Annotated in this window: 12 protein-coding genes; 9 read left to right on the forward strand and 3 right to left on the reverse strand. The window is 43.1% G+C overall.

Annotated elements, in window-relative coordinates:
* Positions 1 to 326 precede the first annotated feature (326 nt).
* The gene (locus QUA20_RS11400) at positions 327 to 5,669 is read left to right on the forward strand and encodes an AAA family ATPase (protein ID WP_333188839.1); all 5,343 of its coding nucleotides are present in this window, start codon (positions 327 to 329) and stop codon (positions 5,667 to 5,669) included.
* A gap of 4 nt (positions 5,670 to 5,673) precedes the next feature.
* On the opposite strand, the gene QUA20_RS11405 is transcribed toward QUA20_RS11400, so the two are convergent.
* On the reverse strand, positions 5,674 to 6,240 hold the full coding sequence (locus QUA20_RS11405) for a hypothetical protein (RefSeq protein ID WP_333188840.1): 567 nt from the start codon (positions 6,238 to 6,240) through the stop codon (positions 5,674 to 5,676).
* 122 nt (positions 6,241 to 6,362) lie between these two features.
* On the opposite strand from QUA20_RS11405, the gene QUA20_RS11410 reads away from it, so the two are divergent.
* From QUA20_RS11410 to QUA20_RS11420, 3 genes are all read left to right on the forward strand, one after another.
* Positions 6,363 to 7,376, forward strand: a complete 1,014-nt coding sequence (locus QUA20_RS11410; RefSeq protein ID WP_333188842.1) for a hypothetical protein — start codon at positions 6,363 to 6,365, stop codon at positions 7,374 to 7,376.
* 387 nt (positions 7,377 to 7,763) lie between these two features.
* Positions 7,764 to 8,864: a glycosyl transferase gene (locus QUA20_RS11415; RefSeq protein ID WP_333188844.1), complete on the forward strand. Its 1,101-nt coding sequence runs from the start codon at positions 7,764 to 7,766 to the stop codon at positions 8,862 to 8,864.
* Between the two features lie 241 nt (positions 8,865 to 9,105).
* Positions 9,106 to 9,522, forward strand: a complete 417-nt coding sequence (locus QUA20_RS11420) for a secondary thiamine-phosphate synthase enzyme YjbQ (RefSeq protein ID WP_333188846.1) — start codon at positions 9,106 to 9,108, stop codon at positions 9,520 to 9,522.
* Here the strand turns inward: QUA20_RS11420 and QUA20_RS11425 are convergent.
* The gene (locus QUA20_RS11425) at positions 9,509 to 10,024 is read right to left on the reverse strand and encodes a heme-binding protein (protein ID WP_333188938.1); all 516 of its coding nucleotides are present in this window, start codon (positions 10,022 to 10,024) and stop codon (positions 9,509 to 9,511) included. The genes QUA20_RS11420 and QUA20_RS11425 overlap by 14 nt on opposite strands.
* 422 nt (positions 10,025 to 10,446) lie before the next feature.
* Between QUA20_RS11425 and QUA20_RS11430 the strand changes: the two genes are divergently transcribed.
* A complete protein-coding gene (locus QUA20_RS11430; protein ID WP_333188848.1) occupies positions 10,447 to 11,646 on the forward strand; it encodes an EAL domain-containing response regulator in 1,200 nt (399 codons plus the stop codon).
* 56 nt (positions 11,647 to 11,702) lie between these two features.
* Complete coding sequence (locus QUA20_RS11435) at positions 11,703 to 12,548, forward strand: prohibitin family protein (RefSeq protein WP_445304669.1); 846 nt, start codon at positions 11,703 to 11,705, stop codon at positions 12,546 to 12,548.
* A gap of 119 nt (positions 12,549 to 12,667) precedes the next feature.
* On the opposite strand, the gene QUA20_RS11440 is transcribed toward QUA20_RS11435, so the two are convergent.
* A complete protein-coding gene (locus QUA20_RS11440) occupies positions 12,668 to 13,600 on the reverse strand; it encodes a LysR family transcriptional regulator (protein ID WP_333188851.1) in 933 nt (310 codons plus the stop codon).
* Positions 13,601 to 13,992: 392 nt separating this feature from the next.
* Here QUA20_RS11440 and QUA20_RS11445 point away from each other — a divergent pair, with 392 nt between their 5' ends.
* The 3 genes from QUA20_RS11445 to QUA20_RS11455 all read left to right on the forward strand — a co-directional run bounded on the left by QUA20_RS11445 (position 13,993) and on the right by QUA20_RS11455 (position 17,107).
* Complete coding sequence (locus QUA20_RS11445; protein ID WP_333188853.1) at positions 13,993 to 15,435, forward strand: APC family permease; 1,443 nt, start codon at positions 13,993 to 13,995, stop codon at positions 15,433 to 15,435.
* Between the two features lie 287 nt (positions 15,436 to 15,722).
* A complete protein-coding gene (locus tag QUA20_RS11450; RefSeq protein ID WP_172186285.1) occupies positions 15,723 to 16,427 on the forward strand; it encodes a cadmium resistance transporter in 705 nt (234 codons plus the stop codon).
* Positions 16,428 to 16,447: 20 nt separating this feature from the next.
* Positions 16,448 to 17,107 (forward strand): cadmium resistance transporter, encoded by a 660-nt coding sequence (locus QUA20_RS11455; RefSeq protein WP_333188856.1) that lies wholly within the window; start codon positions 16,448 to 16,450, stop codon positions 17,105 to 17,107.
* The last annotated feature ends 90 nt before the right edge of the window (positions 17,108 to 17,197 follow it).

Here is a 17,197-nt window from a genome sequence, read left to right on the forward strand (position 1 = left end):
GGGAGAGCCGAATAGTAGGGGTGTGGTTGCCGTCCGCTGTCGGTGGGATATTAATTGAGAATAATAGTAGCAAAATGGCTTGATTCCATTAATAATATCATTTTATGTATAAATTATATTCTTGTTCGAGTAAATAAAGCTTGATTTTTGTTGGCATAAGTACATGGTTGAATTAAGCATATAACAGTTGCCATGTCAAGACTTTTGACGGTTGCCATGTCAACACTTTTGACGGTTGAGGGTGGTCGTGCCGTCAGCCAACAGCCAACAGTCAACAGCCAACACCGGCTCGAATCAGATATATTTTCAACTCTGAGGAGAACTCAATGCAATTTCTCTCGCAATACCAAATCCACTGCACTCTCCACGAAGGTAGCGAAACGATTATTTATCGAGGGAAAATCCCCACGCAGCAGGAGACAACCGTACTCAAAATCCTGAAAGCTGAATATCCCACCCTCGATGCAATTACCCGGATCAAGCACGAGTATCGCATTCGCGAACATTTAGACCATCCGGGCCTAGTTAAAGTCATTAGCCTAGAAACCTTTGACAACCGTCTCGGCTTGCTTTTGGAAGACTTTGAGGGCGAATCTCTCGATCGCCTGATGTCGAGACAAAAGCTCGAAGTCATCACCTGTTTGAGGTTTGGCATCCAACTCATAAAAGCCTTAGAATATCTGCACCTTCAAAAAATTATTCATAAAGATATTAAGCCTAGCAATATCATTATCAACAGCCAAACAGGAATTATTAAACTGACAGATTTCGGGATTGCTTCGCGATTGTCCAAAGAAAATCCACAAATTAATAATAACTCGATAGTCGGCACTTTTGCTTATATGTCTCCCGAACAAACCGGGAGAATGAACCGCACCCTCGACTACCGCACCGACTTTTATTCCCTCGGAATTACCTTGTATGAAATGCTGACAGGTCAATTGCCATTTCCGAGTAACGACCCCTTAGAAATAGTTTACAGTCACATAGCCTCTCAAGCAATTGTACCCCATCAAATTAATTCAGAGATTCCACCAGCTATCTCACAAATTGTAATAAAATTGATGGCAAAAAATGCCGAAGATAGATATCAAAGCGCAGGTGGATTGTTGGCAGATTTAGAAATTTGTTTAAATCAGTTAGAAACTACAGGCAAGATAGTCGATTTTATACCCGGAAACTTAGATATATTGAGTCAGTTGTTGATTCCTCAAAAATTGTACGGTCGGGAAACACAAGTCAGGGAACTATTGGCTGCATTTGAACGTGTAGCTAATCCCTGCGTGGAAATTTCTTCCCCTTCCCAAATTGAACTGATCCTAGTTTCTGGTTATGCAGGTATAGGCAAATCGGCCGTAGTCAGCGAAATTCAAAAACCCATCACCAAACAGCGGGGTTATTTTATTTCAGGTAAATTTGACCAATTCAAGCGGAATATACCTTACGCATCTTTAATTCAAGCTTTTCAATCTTTGATCCAGCAGTTACTTGCCGAAAATAGCAAAAAATTACAAGATTGGCAACATCAACTTTTAGCCGCGCTAGGCGATTCCGGACAAGTAATTATTGACGTGATTCCCGAACTAGAATTGGTAATTGGCAAACAGCCTGCCGTTCCCGAACTTGCCCCAACTGAAGCACAAAACCGCTTTAACAGGCTATTCAAAGAATTTATCCACGTATTCGCGCAGAAAGAGCATCCCTTAGTGATATTTCTCGATGACTTGCAGTGGTCAGATTCAGCGACATTGAAATTAATGGAATTGCTGGCAACTGACCCAGACAGCAAATATTTACTATTGATTGGAGCCTATCGAGACCATGAAGTTAGCTCTACACATCCTTTAATGCAAACAGTAGAGTACCTTCAACAAACGGGGATTATTCTCAACAATTTAGTGCTGGAACCTCTTTCTTTAGCCCAGGTGAATGAGTTAATTTCTGAGACATTAAATGACTCAGAAAGAATTCACCCCTTAGCGGAGTTAATTTGGAATAAAACTGGTGGTAATCCTTTTTTCGTGACGCAATTGCTCAACACTCTTTATCAAGAACAACTTTTAAAATTTGACTTTACAAAGGTCTTGTCTCCCGGAAGAAAAGGGCAGTGGGAGTGGAACATTGAAGAAATTCAAGCTATTGGTATTACAGATAAGAGTGTAGTTGAACTGGTAGCCAGTCGGATTCAACAACTGCCAGAGATTACACAAGAAGTTTTGAAATTAGCCGCTTGTGTTGGGGACAATTTCACTCTCGATGTTCTCTCTACTGTCAACGCAAAATCTCCATCGGTCACTGCGACGGAACTCTGGGATGCTTTGCAAGCGGGGTTAATACTTCCCTTGAATGAAAGTTACCTTATTCCTTTATTTTTAGATCGAGAATCAGCCGTTAATTTAACTTTCAATTCTTCGGGAGTCGGCTATAAATTTTTGCACGATCGCGTCCAGCAAGCTGCATATTCGCTGATTCCTGAGGATGAAAAGAAAGCCACTCATCTTAGCATCGGTAAATTGCTACTTGAAAATACGCCATCTGATAAAGTAGAAGAGAAAATTTTTGATATTATCAACCAGTTAAATGTAGGAATTGATTGTCTGAGCCTGCAATCAGAAAAAGATGAATTAGCAAAATTAAATTTAATAGCTGGGCATAAGGCAAAAGCAGCTAACGCTTACGAACCCGCTGTTAAGTATTTGAATGTGGGAATTTCGTTATTAGCACCTGATAGCTGGGATCGCAACTATAGCATGACGCTGCGGTTGTATGTAGAGACGCTGGAAGCGGAATATTTAAATACCAACTTCGAGCAAGCAGAAAAATTGGCGGAAGTGGTTTTGCGATCGGCTAAAAACCAGCTTGACAGAGTGAAAGTGTATCAGCTAAAAATCCTATTTTATCAGGCTCAAAGCCAGATGCTAAAAGCTGTTGAAACAGGTCTAGAAGTCCTGGAAATGCTGGGAGTAAACCTATTAGATAACGAAACCATTGCAGTGCCAAAATTGCCTCAGATTGAGGAATTAGAAAACCTGCCAGTTATGACAGATCCTTATCAACTGGCAGCTATGGAAATCATGACAGCCCTCTATCCTCCTGCTTATATTGCCAAACCAGAAATTGTGTCGTCCCTCGTCTTGACTATGGTTAATCTTTGTATCGATCACGGTCATTCAGCATTAGCAGCTTTTCCCTATACTCTTTATGGAATGATCCTGTGCGGGACAGAAGGCGACATCGAAGCTGGCTACTACGCTGGACTAATCGCTTTAAAGCTGCTAGAACAATTTAATGCTAGCCAACAAAAAGCTAAGGTTTATGTAATGTTTAATGGTCATATAAAAATCTGGAAAGAGTCTACTAAAAATACACTTGTCTCCTTTCGAGAAGGAATGAATTCAGGTGTCGAAACTGGAGATTTAGAATGGGCAATTTATAATTGTAAGCATTATATTACCAATTTGTTTTTGGTTGGAGAACCGCTAGAATATGTCAAAGATAAACAAACCCTTTCGATGGAGTTTTTGCTGAAAAATAAACACGAATTTGCCATAGGTTATGCTCAAATTTGGCAAGGAATTGCTTCAAGCTTAAGAAGCCAAACAGCAGAGCAAGTACGGTTAGCTAGTGGCAGGTTGGATGAACCTGCTGTGATGTCGCGTTGGCAGAAAGAAAATAATCGAATGTCGCTGTTTGCAGCTTACGTGGGTAAATTGATGCTGCTTTATTTATTGAAAGATTATGCTTCGGCTGTTGCCAGCGGTAAATTAGCGGCAGAATATGCAGATGGGGCGATCGGCTTAATCACTGTTGGGGTACACAATTTCTACTATTCGCTGGCTCTCCTCGCTCACTATCCTGACAGTGACAATCAAGAAGCATACCTAGATATTGTTAATTCTAATCAGCAAATTATGAAAAAGTGGGCCTACCATGCACCCATGAATTATCAGCACAAGTACGAGTTAGTCGAAGCAGAAAAAGCGCGAGTTATCAGCGATAAACTTGCAGCAATGGATTATTATGACTTAGCTATTAAAGGAGCTGCTGCTAACGGTTACACCCACGAAGAAGCATTAGCTTATGAATTAGCGGGAGAGTTTTATCACTTTTGGAATAAAGATCTCAGTGCTCGATCTTATCTGACAAAAGCTTATTATGCTTACATTCGCTGGGGAGCTATAGCAAAAGTTAAATACTTAGAATCCCGTTATCATTATTTAGTCGATCGCCATCAAAAACCAATATCTAAAAATGTTGTCACGACTGCCAAAACTACTATCAACAATACTTTGGTGCTGGATTTGTCAACAGTTGTCAAAGCATCACAAGCTGTTTCGAGCGAAATTATTCTCAGCCGCTTGCTAGAGAAACTCGTACAGCTTGTGAAGGAAAACGCAGGCGCTCAAAAAGTATTATTTCTTGCCAAGACAGGTAATCAATTATTCATAGAAGCTGGACTTACAGATCAGTTTAATGATGTAACCGTGTTACAATCTCTCCCGATTGCCGAATCCGAGAGCCTCCCAATTTCATTAATTAACTATGTAGAAAGAACCCAAAAATACTTGGTTTTAGATGATGCTACCCGAGCCGAGCAATTCCAATCCGATCCTTATATTGCGACCAATCAACCCCTATCTATCCTGGTATTGCCAATTATCCATCAAGGCAACCTTACGGGAATTTTTTATTTAGAAAACAATTTAACAAAAGGTGCTTTTACTAGGGATAGGCTAGAAATTTTGGGAATCCTGTCTGCACAAGCAGCTATTTCTCTAGAAAATGCCCGTTTTTATACTATTCTGGAAACGCGAGTAGCCCAAAGAACTGAGAAATTGCAAACTGCACTGGAAGAACTTCGCCGCACTCAATTGCAGCTAATTCAAAGTGAAAAAATGTCTAGTTTAGGAGAAGTGGTAGGGGGGATTGCTCACGAAATTAATAACCCGATTAACTTTATTTATGGGAATTTACATTACACCAATGAATACTCTAAAAATTTACTAGATTTACTACAGTTATACCAAAATAATTACCCAAATCCCGTGCAAGAAATAATAAATAAAAGTGAGCAAATTGATTTAAGTTTTTTGATAAATGATTTCACTCAAATGATTGATTCCATGAGAGTTGGTGCTGCGAGGGTTCGCGATATTGTGCTGTCGCTGCGAAACTTTGCTCGACTAGATGAATCAGATAAAAAATGGGTTAATCTCCACGAAGGGATCGACAGCACATTGATGATTTTGGCTCAAAAATTAAGTGATATTCAAGTAATCGAGGAGTACGGCAATTTGCCTTTAGTGAACTGCTATCCGGGAGAAATTAATCAGGTATTTATGAATTTACTTACCAATGCAATTGATGCTTTTTCTTGCGAAAGAGTGAGTGAAGCTGACTCGACAAAGACTCCAACAATTCAGATTTGCACTCAAGTCGCGGAAGGAAATCAAGTAGCGATTCGCATTGTTGATAATGGTGTGGGGATGAGTTCGGAGGTGCTGGGTAAAATATTCGACCCGTTTTTTACTACTAAAGAGGTAGGTAAGGGGACTGGTTTGGGATTGTCTATCAGTTATCAAATTGTGGTAGAACAACATGGAGGAAAGCTAATTTGCAAGTCGGAACCTGGAGAGGGCAGCGAGTTTACTATACTGCTTCCGTATTGATTAATTAAAGCCATCGTGAAAACAACTGTTCAAATACTTTCACAAAGCCGATCGCAATTTGAATCAACGGCCAACCCACAAAACAAATTAACACCGCCCAGCGAGTTTGAATATCCAAACCTTGGCGAACCGCAACAATTACAGCTAGCAAACTCCACACAGCTAATATGCGCTCTATTCCTTCTCCCAGCAAGGGAATCAGCGTTAAAAAATTCAGCACTTGGGGGGCGTAGGCAAAGCCTATCGGAACCAACAACTCCCTATAAGTTACGTGACCCGGTTTCAGCCACTGCCCGATTTTAAAGATAGTGAAAGTCCAAAAATAATAACCCCCCGCGACTGCCAAACCATCTATCAAAAGTCCTAGAAATAATACGGATGGCTCAGTTCGGTTGATTAACAAGATGACAGCACTGCCCAACACGCGGGACACCGCAGCTAAAATTACAATTGTTAAAGCTATTTGCTTAGTTCTGCCAGTGTATGGAGTTTTTTCGTAAAAATTGCCGTTCAAAGAAAGTGCGTTCCAAAGGGTAGCCCCCAAACCTGCAATTGAATCTTCTCCCTTCACGTTGAACTCCTGCTCCTCAAGATAGTTGACAACTTTTACAAAATAAGCTCTAATACAGCAGAATCACCGAACTATTTCTACGTAATTAGCTAATTAATTGGCATTCTACCAGATTTTATTAAATGCTAAGATTGATTTTAAGGATACTTGCATGGCTGCGCGGGGGAAGTTTAAATTTGCTGATCGTCGCAGGTGTAATTCTGATAATTTGGGGCATTCTTTCCCCGGTGGGAACTGTTATATGGTGGCTGAATCAAAGTGCCGAAACTTTGGGTTTTAAGAAAAATCCGCCGGAGATTTTGCCTTCAAACAAGGGCAATCTAGAAGCGCGCAAGTCTTCGCCGCTCAATTGTTATATCATCTTTTTACCGGGAGTTGGCGATTTTTCGGGGGACGAATTAACCCCTGGCGAAGAGTTTTTTCTCAAGCGTTTAGTTAAAAGTCACCCGCAGTGCGTAGCAGTGGGCGATGTTTTTCCTTATTCAGCGTCTAACAAAAGTTTAGGAGGAGAGCGGTGGCTAGCTCCTTTTTGGCGGTTTGCAGAACAGGCAAAAAGCGGGCCGATTGCGGGGGATATATTCATCAAAATTCGCAATCTCTGGAGGTTTGCAATTTCTTTAGATTATCGCTACGGCTTTGCATACAATCAGGGAATGGCTAATGCAATTATCGAGCGCATGAATGCTCAATCTCCCATTTCAGTTAATCCTCAACAACCTTTGAAAGTTATTTTAATTGGCACTAGCGGCGGCGCACAAGTTGCTTTGGGTGCTACTCGCTATCTTAAAGAATGGCTGAAGGCAGAAATTACGGTTGTTTCGGTTGGGGGCGTGTTTTCGGGAGAAAATGGTTTTGCAGAGGCCGATCGCATTTTCCACTTTCGCGGCACTCGCGATTCAATTGAGGATATTGGCGGCATAGTTTTTCCGAGTCGCTGGTACTGGTACGCGACTTCTCCTTTCAACCAAGCTCGTTTGCAAGGCCGCTATGCAGAAGCTTTGAGCGGCCCTCACAAGCACGACGGCGATGATGGATATTTTGGGGAAAATCAAGCGGCGGACGGTAAAAAGTATGTAGATATAACCCTGGACAAGATTAATCAATTGCCTGTTTGGTCTAAAAGCACCTCCAATTGATGAGTGCTTGCATATTCGATGCCTGTGCAATTATAATTAAGTTAGGAGGAAAAATTTTAGTGTTAATTTATTCATAAAGAGAGGAGTCGCGTTCATCATTAAAAACTAATTTTATTATATTCAAGAGACCGGAGATCTTATCAATAGGTAACATAAGCTAGTCAGCCTTTAAATTGCATCTAAAATAATAATAAAACTCTTCTGGGCTGTTGCTCCGAGCAAGGTTAGGAATATACAAGTTAAATACACAACCGCTTAGTCATTAGTTATTAAATTTGTCATTGTTCCTTCTGCGTCGCTTGAAGCTTGGTCTTGTTGGCTTCCAGTCTCTACCTCCAATTCGCAATTCCCGATGCCCCATTCCCCATTCCCTATTCCCTATTATCAATGTCTCGACCAACATTATATATTGCCATCACGAATCACGGATTCGGCCACGCTGTCCGAGTTTCCTCCGTAGCTGCAAAGATTCAAGAATTAAATCCAGATATTTTACTAATTATGACAACAACTGCCCCTCGGTGGCTGCTAGAGTCTTACATTAGTGGCGACTTTATCCACCGTCCCCGGGCTTTTGATGTGGGTGTCGTGCAAGCTGACAGTTTGCATATGGATAAAGACGCGACGCTGGAAAAATTGCTGGAAATTCGGAAAAAGCAAAATTCGCTAATTGCGGGCGAAGTTAATTTTATCAAGCAAAATCGCGTGGGTTTGATCCTGGCAGACATTCCTCCTTTGGCAACGCGAATGGCGGCATCGGCTGGGGTTCCTTGCTGGATGATGAGCAATTTCGGGTGGGATTTTATCTATCGCGATTGGGGCGGGGAATTCGTAGAAATGGCAGATTGGATTGGTGAGTGTTTCGGAATGTGCGATCGGCTTTTTCGTCTTCCTTTACACGAACCGATGGCAGCTTTCCCCAATATTCAAGATGTGGGCTTGACTGGCGGCAATCCTCGCTACAGTAACGATAAAGTTCGGGAAGTATTCGGCATCGAAACACCCCTGGAAAAAACTGTATTGTTGACTTTCGGCGGACTGGGTTTAGAAGAAATTCCTTATCAAAATTTACAGCAATTTAGCGACTGGCAATTTATTACTTTTGATGCGGAATCTCCCGATTTGCCAAATTTGATTAATGTGAAAAATCCGAAGTTTGCACAATCTTTCCCGATTTTACCGCGTCCGGTTGATATTATGCCTGTCTGCGGGCGCTTAGTTTCTAAACCGGGATACAGCACTTTTGCGGAAGCTTTGCGGTTGCAAATACCTGTTGTTTCTATAATGAGAGAAGGTTTTGCAGAAGCTGCGGTGTTGCTGGAAGGGATTCAAAATTATGCGGAACATCAAATTGTGACGGCGACGGAGTTTTTTGAGGGGGATTGGGAGTTTTTGCGACAACCGCTACATCCGCCGCGTTTGTCGGGTAAATTGGATAAAAATGGTACGGAGGCGATCGCCCAAGCTGTTGTAGACTATTTTACATAAGGCGATTGAAATCGCTTCTTGTCAAACAAAGGCGGACGGCGATTGAAATCGCTTCTTGTCAAACAAAGTCGGCGCAACGCCAGACTGAAGAGTTTTGCATCAGTCTCATCGAAAGTTTAAAATAGAAGACGGTCATTAGAAATCGATCCTACACAAACAAAGTCGGCGCAACTCCAGACTGAAGAGTTTTGCATCAGTCTCATCCAAAATCTAAAATCTAAAATCCAAAATCTAAAATCGCATGACTCACTATCAACAGATACTCAAGATTCAAACTACAGGGAAGTCTCTGTGCAACATCAGTCCTAAGATAGAAGATGCGGTGGCGAATTCAGGTATCAAAACGGGAATTTGTAGCTTATTTTTGCGCCACACTTCTGCTAGTTTGGTGATTCAAGAAAATGCTGACCCGGATGTACTTAAGGATTTGGCTAACTTTTTGGCTAAACTGGTACCGGAGGGCGATCGCTACATTCACGATGCCGAAGGCCCAGACGATATGCCGGCGCACATTCGCACTGCGCTGACTCATACTTCTGAACAAATCCCGATCGATCGCGGCAGGTTGCTGTTAGGAACTTGGCAGGGAATTTACCTGTGGGAACACCGCCAGCGGGGTCACATTCGCGAATTAGTTGTTCACGTCAGCGGCACTTAATCGGAATTTGTACTTCGCTGATTTTAGTTGCTTCCGGCGTCATCGGGGAATTGTAAAAAAAGCGGCGCGGCGGCCCGACTATTTCGTATTCGGGATGTTCTTGAAGCCAATCTTTGAGTTTCTGGAGGTTCTTTTCATAGCTTTCCCAAGTGTAAGCCCCGCCCACACCGATGCTGACAACCGTCATCGGCGAAGTATCTGTGACTACTACAGCGGAATTAACGCTGCTGGGGGCGATATTTGGTGCGGGATAGAGGAACGAAACTTCTGCTTGGGGAACCGCATCGATTTGCCCGGAAGTTGCTGTGTAGCGCGCTTCTACTGGCGTTGTCATCGCAATTTTGTTGTTGCTGATATGTTGAAATAAGGGATTGAAGGCGATTCCAGTTGCTTGTCGCAAATCGCCTGCGTGGGTGTAGGTGACAGCGCGGTACTGAGGATATTGCTTAACTTCTATGACCCCAATCTGTGCGGGTTCAGGGAATCCAGTAGGTAATACCATTTGAGATTTGAAAGTTGAGATTTTACGTTGAAGAATGGGAAAAGACTGACTCCGCAAGGCTTTGGAACTTGCTTGCAGTTGCATTATTTTTTGCAACTGTTATAAATAGGCTGAGATTGTTTGCATACCCTCGTTCAGGTGGCACAATTAGTTTAGCATTTATTCAGGGCGATGCTAACTGTCGATCGCCTAGAATTAGTTTAGACATTATTAATTAAACTTGTAATAATACGGACGGCGCTGACTAAACAGAGAAACATTAATCTAGTTATCTTTGAAAAATTACCGTTTTTCAGGGGAGTCTGCTATTTTGGTCGGAAAAGCTTCGGCTGTTTAGCCGATCGAGCTGTGCGTTCTCCGTTATTGCCACGCTTATCGCTTTCAGCTAGAGGGTCAATTATATCGCTTTCAGGGAATGACGTATGAAAAAGATTTTAGTGATTGAGGACGAGCAAATAATCCGGGAGAATATTCTCAAACTCCTCAAAGCTGAAGGTTTCGACGTGACGGGTGCAGAAAATGGAGCGCAAGGTTTAAATGCGGCGGTGTCAAATCTTCCCGACGTGATTCTTTGCGATGTGACGATGCCGGAACTTGACGGGTACGGGGTGCTGGTGGCCTTGCGATCTAATCCTGTTACTGCTACACTGCCTTTTGTTTTTCTCACCGGTAAAGCCGATCGCTCTGAAATGCGGCAAGGTATGGAATTGGGAGCAGATGATTATCTGACTAAACCTTTTACTAAAGCTGAACTTGTGGGGGCGATATCGAGCCGCTTGAAAAAACAAGAAGCTGTCGCAGAAAAGTACAATACTTTGCGGCCAAGCAGCGAATTGATCCAAGATGCAGCCGACAAATTAGACCAGATAAAAACAAGTTTGCGCGACGCATTGGAACGAGAAGAATTCCAAGTTTATTATCAGCCGCAGGTCAATGTCGAGACTGGTAAAATTATGAGCGCAGAAGCTTTAGTACGCTGGCTGCATCCAGAAAAAGGGCTGATTTCGCCCGCAGAATTTATTCCCTCTGCGGAAGCAACTGGCTTCATTGTACAGTTAGGCGAGTGGGTTTTGCACACAGCTTGCAGGCAAATGCAAGTTTGGCAAAATGCAGGTTTTTCGCTGCGGATAGCGGTGAATCTGTCGCCGCGCCAATTTCACCAACCGGAGCTCAGCAGCAGAGTTGCCCAAATTTTAGCAGAAACTGGTTTGAAACCGAGCAGTTTGGAATTAGAGCTGACCGAAAGTTTGATGGTGGAGGATGCCGAAAGTGCGATCGCTACTTTGCAACAATTGAAAAATTTGGGAGTTTGTATATCTATTGACGATTTTGGAACAGGGTATTCTTCTTTAAGCTATCTGGCGCAATACCCATTCGATACTTTAAAAATTGACCGCTGTTTTATCAGCAATATCACCGAGGGTTGCACAAATGCAGCGATTGTCAAAGCTATTATTGAAATGGCGCACAGTCTCTGTCTTGAGGTAATTGCCGAAGGAGTTGAGACGGAAGCCGAAAAAGATTTTCTCTGTCGCTACAATTGCGATACAATGCAAGGATATTTGTTCAGTCCTCCTGTGTCTGCCGCAGATTTTGAACAGTTGCTGGTGGAAGGCAAATAGAATATCGGTTAAGTCAATATTTGTCCTATAATTAAGTGCTATCGTCGGGGTGGAATATGGTGGGAGAATCCAGCATTAACGTTGACTCACTCAAATCAAGCAATAAAAAAAATAAGGAATTTTACAGAGCTGTTCTAGTAGCTCTAGTGATAGTGTTTTTAGCTATTATGTCCAGATTTTTTGTCATTGTCAACGCTGGAGAACGGGGCGTGATGATGCAGTTTGGTAAAGTGGAAGAACAGGTACTCGGAGAAGGAATTCACGTAATAGTCCCCATAGTTTATACTGTAAAAAAGTTGAGCGTTAGGGTGCAAAAACAGGAAAGTTCCGCTGAAGCTTCCTCAAAAGATTTGCAAGATGTTTTCACGGATGTAGCGCTGAACTGGCACATTATCCCAGAAGAAGCTAATGCTATTTTTCAACAAATAGGTGACGAAAAAGAAGTGGTTACTCGCATTATCGATCCGGCCGTTGAAGAAGTATTAAAAGCAGTTATGGCAAAATACACGGCTGAAGAAATTATTACTAAACGGGGAGAAGTTAAAGCCGCAGTTGATGATTATTTGACCTTGAGACTGGTTACATATCATATTGCAGTTGACGATATTTCTTTAGTACACGTTCATTTTTCTGAGCGGTTTAGCGATGCAGTGGAGGCGAAACAAATTGCCGAACAGGAGGCAAAAAGAGGGGAGTTTTTAGCGCTGAAGGCAGTAAAAGAGGCCGAGGCTAAGGTAAATTTAGCCAAGGGAGAAGCCGAAGTGCAAAGGTTGCTGCGGGACAATTTGACTCCGGAATTTTTGGAAAGGCAGGCTATAGAAAAATGGAATGGGAAATTGCCGATGATTGTTGGTGATGGAGGTAAAAATTTATTGGACTTGAGGAAATTGGTTGAGAGATAATTATCATCCTGGACGCACTGGTGGCCAGAAACCGGGTTTCTTTACGAAAATACACGGCGTTTAGCTTTTTATGTCGGTAAAAAACCCGCTTTCTTGAGTATTCCTGCTTAAGTCCTGAATTACCAATTATCAGCATCTTGACTTAAGATCTGTTCAAAAGCTTTAGTAATTCCAGTTTGAAAACGCTGTTTGTGCTTCAGTTTCAAAACTGGTTTAATTATTTCAAAAGATACATTAGAACTTGGTTGACTATCTATAATTTTAATCGATCGCAGTGTGGATAGCTGCAATTCTTTTTTTACCATCAATTCAGGAATAGCCGCTGCACCTGTGCCGCTTTCCACCACTGCTTTTACCATTTCACTGCTGTTCAAAACTAAAGTGACATTCAATTCATGGGGATTAATGCCCCAACTTTGCAAAGCTTGTTCCAACATTTGCTGAACTCCAGAACCAGCTTCTCGCATGACCCAATCCGTTTGCGCAATTTCCGTTAAACTCACCTCTGCCCGTTCAAACCAAGGGTGAGATTTGCCAACAACAATCAGCAAGCGTTCGCTGCCTATAACTTCTTCCTCCAGAGTGTTCTTAAGCGAAGCTTTGATGTCTCCGGTCACTAAACCCAAATCAAATGTTCCCGTCGCCGTACCGGCACAAATTTCTTCGGCATTGGCCAGAGTACAATTCACGCAAATACCAGGATATTTCTGTTTGAACTTGCTAATTTTATCAGGCAGCCAATAATTGCCAATGGTCAGACTGCAACCCAATTTTAAATCGCCTCGCTGCAAGTCGTTTAACTCCCGCAAACCTCTCTCAGTCAAAGCAACTTGGTCGAGAATTTTCTGCGTTTCAACTTGCAGCAACTTCCCGGCTTCAGTGATTTCGATGTGGCGGCCGATGCGGTGAAATAGTTTTACTCCATATTGCGCTTCTAAGCTTTGGATTGCCGCACTGACAGCGGGTTGAGTGATGTAAAGTTCCTCCGCCGCGCGGCTGAAGTGCAGGTGTTCGGCTACAGCTATAAAAACTCGCAGTTGGTCCAGCGTCATTCCGGCCATTCTGAGTGCCCCTTTACTAAATACAGTTATTTTTTGAGATTAAAATCTCTGGCGGCTAAGTTTTGACCTGAACTTTTCGATCGACTCTATTGTACAGGTTGGAATTCCCCGAAAAGGACGGTTAGCAGCCGCTATTTCAATTTTCCTCTTAACGTCAAGGGTTTGAGCTTGTGGCGACAGATAGGTACCGTTTTCCAACAGTTCTTTTGCCGCGGCACTGCATCACTTGCATTTATGAATTCGATAAAAAACAACATTTGATTTTACGGCTGAAGGGTCTTACAGTGAGACTCAAGCGTCAGAACACTCTGCCCGAGGCTGAAGCAGAACCGACAATTTGAAGCCGATCGCCAAATGTCGATCGACAAAAATACAGAAGATAAATGACCAAGAAAACGCAAAAAAATCACAGTGCACACGGCTTAAAGCCGGACTGCCTCTCCTTCGGGGAGGTTTTAGCTCAATCCTTTGCCGTCATTGCACCTACAACTATACCAGCATCTAATATAGGTTTAATCGTCGCTCTTTCAGGAAACGGGGCTTGGCTGAGTTTTGCGATCGGCTTGATGGGCCTAGTATTTGTCAGCATCAATATCAACCAATTTGCGAGTCGATCGGCTTCTGCAGGTTCTCTTTATTCTTATATTGTTAAAGGACTTGGCCCTACTGCCGGCGTAGTTTGCGGCTGGAGTTTGGTACTCGCTTATCTATTTACTGCGATGTCCGTTTTGTGTGGTTTTGCCAACTTTACGGGTAGTTTCATCGGTCATTTAGGCATCCATCCGTCACCGATTACGCTGTTATCGATCGGGGCGGGCGTTGCTTGGTATGCAGGTTATAAAGATATCCAGCTTTCAGCTATGGCGATGCTGTGGCTGGAGGGGGCATCAGTGGCGGCGATCGCACTTTTAGGAATTATCATCTGGGCGCACAAAGGTTTTGCCTTAGATATGTCCCAATTAACTTTAGAAGGCGTAACTCCCGGCAACATAGCGACGGGACTTGTATTAGTAATGTTTGGTTTCTCTGGTTTTGAAAGTGCTACATCTCTGGGCGACGAAGCCAAAAAACCCTTAAAAAATATCCCCAAGGCTGTCATGGGCAGTGCTGTCATGGCAGGCTTATTCTTCATTTTGATGACCTATATTGAGGTTTTGGGTTTTAGCGGTACTGGAGTTTCTATTACTAATACTGAAGAACCTCTGAGTTTTTTGGCGCAACAAGTGGGGATGGGTTGGCTGGGAGAGTTAGTGGCTTTCGGGGCTTTATTTAGCTTTTTTGCTTGCGTGCTCGGCAGCATCAATCCAGCGGCGAGAGTGTTTTTTATGATGGCGCGCCACGGTTTGTTTCACTCTTCATTAGGTGTAGCGCATTCGTCTAATAAAACTCCCCACGTTGCAGTAACGATGTGTACATTTATGACATTTTTGGTGCCGGCTGTGATGTCTGTGTTTAACATCAAACTGTTCGATTGTATGGGTTATTTGGGGGCAATTTGCAGCTACGGATTTTTAACGGTATACATCTTGATTTCGATCGCAGCTCCGGTTTACCTGCACAAAATTGGTAAATTGCGCGTGCGAGATGTGCTATTCTCGGTGGCGGCGATCGCATTTATGATGATTCCGATTGCGGGAAGTGTGGGCATTCCAGGCAGCACTATGTTCCCAGTTCCCGAAGCTCCTTACGATGCGTTTCCTTACTTGTTCTTGATGTACTTGGTGGCTACTTGCGGATGGTTTTTCTTGCAGCGGCGGCGCTATCCTGAACTTGTTGGTTCGATGGAGCAGGGTATTGACGCAATTCACGCCAAATTCGAGGTATAAAATGCAATTTACGGCGGTGTTCGATTGAATACAGTATCGATCGACAACAACGGCTTTGATTAGTAATTCTAGGGTGGGCACGGCCCACCAAAACATTTGCAACTCACGCTCTAACAAGCCTTTGATTCGTAATTGTAGGGTGGGAACGGCCCACCAAAACATTTGCAACTCACGCTGTTACAGGCATTGATGGGCAGTGCTTACCCTACATTGATTTGATTCAAAGATTTGACGCGGTAAAAAAAGCAGGCGTAAAAACCCAGCACAAAAATTAAGGAGATACAGAAATGAATGAACTACTAACAGCAATTTCTACGGGAATGACAGCTTTTACAGCTACTAATCTTGACGATATTCTGATTCTGCTGCTGTTTTTCTCGCAGGTGAATGCAGTATTTCGGCACAGGCATATCGTCTTCGGTCAGTTTCTGGGCTTTACTGCACTGGTTTTGATTAGCATTCCGGGGTTTTTTGGCCGCTTAATCTTTCCGCCAGATTGGATCGGAATGCTGGGTTTGCTGCCAATTGCGATCGGGCTTAGCCGCTTGCTGAATCCAGAAACTGACGATTCGGAAGCTGAGGCAGAATTAGAGCAATCTGAGAAATCTTTTTTTAGCAATTTTTTGTCTCCTCAAACTTACAGCGTAGCAGGGGTGACGGTGGCAAATGGGGGCGACAATATCGGGATATATGTACCGCTTTTTGCTAGCAATACTTTAGAAAGTTTGGCGGTGATTCTCGCTGTATTCTTCGCGATGGTGGGCGTTTGGTGCTACGCTGCTTATCGGTTAATTCAGATGCGGGCGATCGCGGATACTTTGACTCGCTACGGCAATCAGCTTGTGCCTTTTGTTTTGATCGGATTGGGAATGGCGATTCTGGTGGAAAGCGGCACTCTGGCAAGCCCAACTTTAAGTATAATATCTTTAGTTGGTTGCTGTTTCTGTTTGATAACTATGAGCAGAGGTAACGCCAGGGAAACTGAAGTTTAGAAAAATTGCAGGGACAGCACATGAATTGGATTGCAGCAGCGATTATTGCCGGGATTACATCTTTCGCCGCAACCAATATAGACGATATGGTGCTTTCCATGCTGTTCTTCGCCCAGGTAAACGATACTTTCCGCCCCCGGCATATCTTTGTCGGTAAGTACCTCGGATTTGCAGCACTCATCGCTGCTAGTTTGCCGGGTTTTTTTGGCGGTTTAATTGTGCCGACAGCTTGGATTGGCTTGCTGGGTTTGCTTCCGATCGCGATCGGCATCAGTCACTTAGTCAAGAGAGATAATGAGGAAAATGACGTACAAGCTGTATCTGGCGAATTTAACCGGAAATCTAATTCACTTGTGTCAAAAATAGCAAATCTTTTCAACCCCCAAACTTTGAATGTGGCTGCTGTTACTATAGCCAACGGGGGTGACAACATCGGTATTTATTTGCCGCTGTTTGCTAGCAGCGATTTGCCGAGCTTGGTGGTGATTTTGGCGGTTTTCTCGGTGATGGTAGGTGTTTGGTCTTATGCCGCTTACCGATTAACTCGCCAAAGGGCGATCGCCCGTATTTTGACTCGCTATAGCAAGGTTGTTGTTCCTTTTGTTTTGATTGGTTTGGGAATATTTATTCTGATTGAAAGCGGTACTTATCGCCTGCTCCCGCAATTTCAATCTAACTAATAATTAGCCCTTCGCTATTTGCATCCCTCTATAGGTAGATAAATTGCCAGACCGTAAGTCCTAACTCATCATTTTCACCTTAACAATTAT

The organism is Microcoleus sp. Pol7_A1 (genome assembly GCF_036701085.1).
Classification (GTDB): domain Bacteria; phylum Cyanobacteriota; class Cyanobacteriia; order Cyanobacteriales; family Microcoleaceae; genus Microcoleus; species Microcoleus asticus.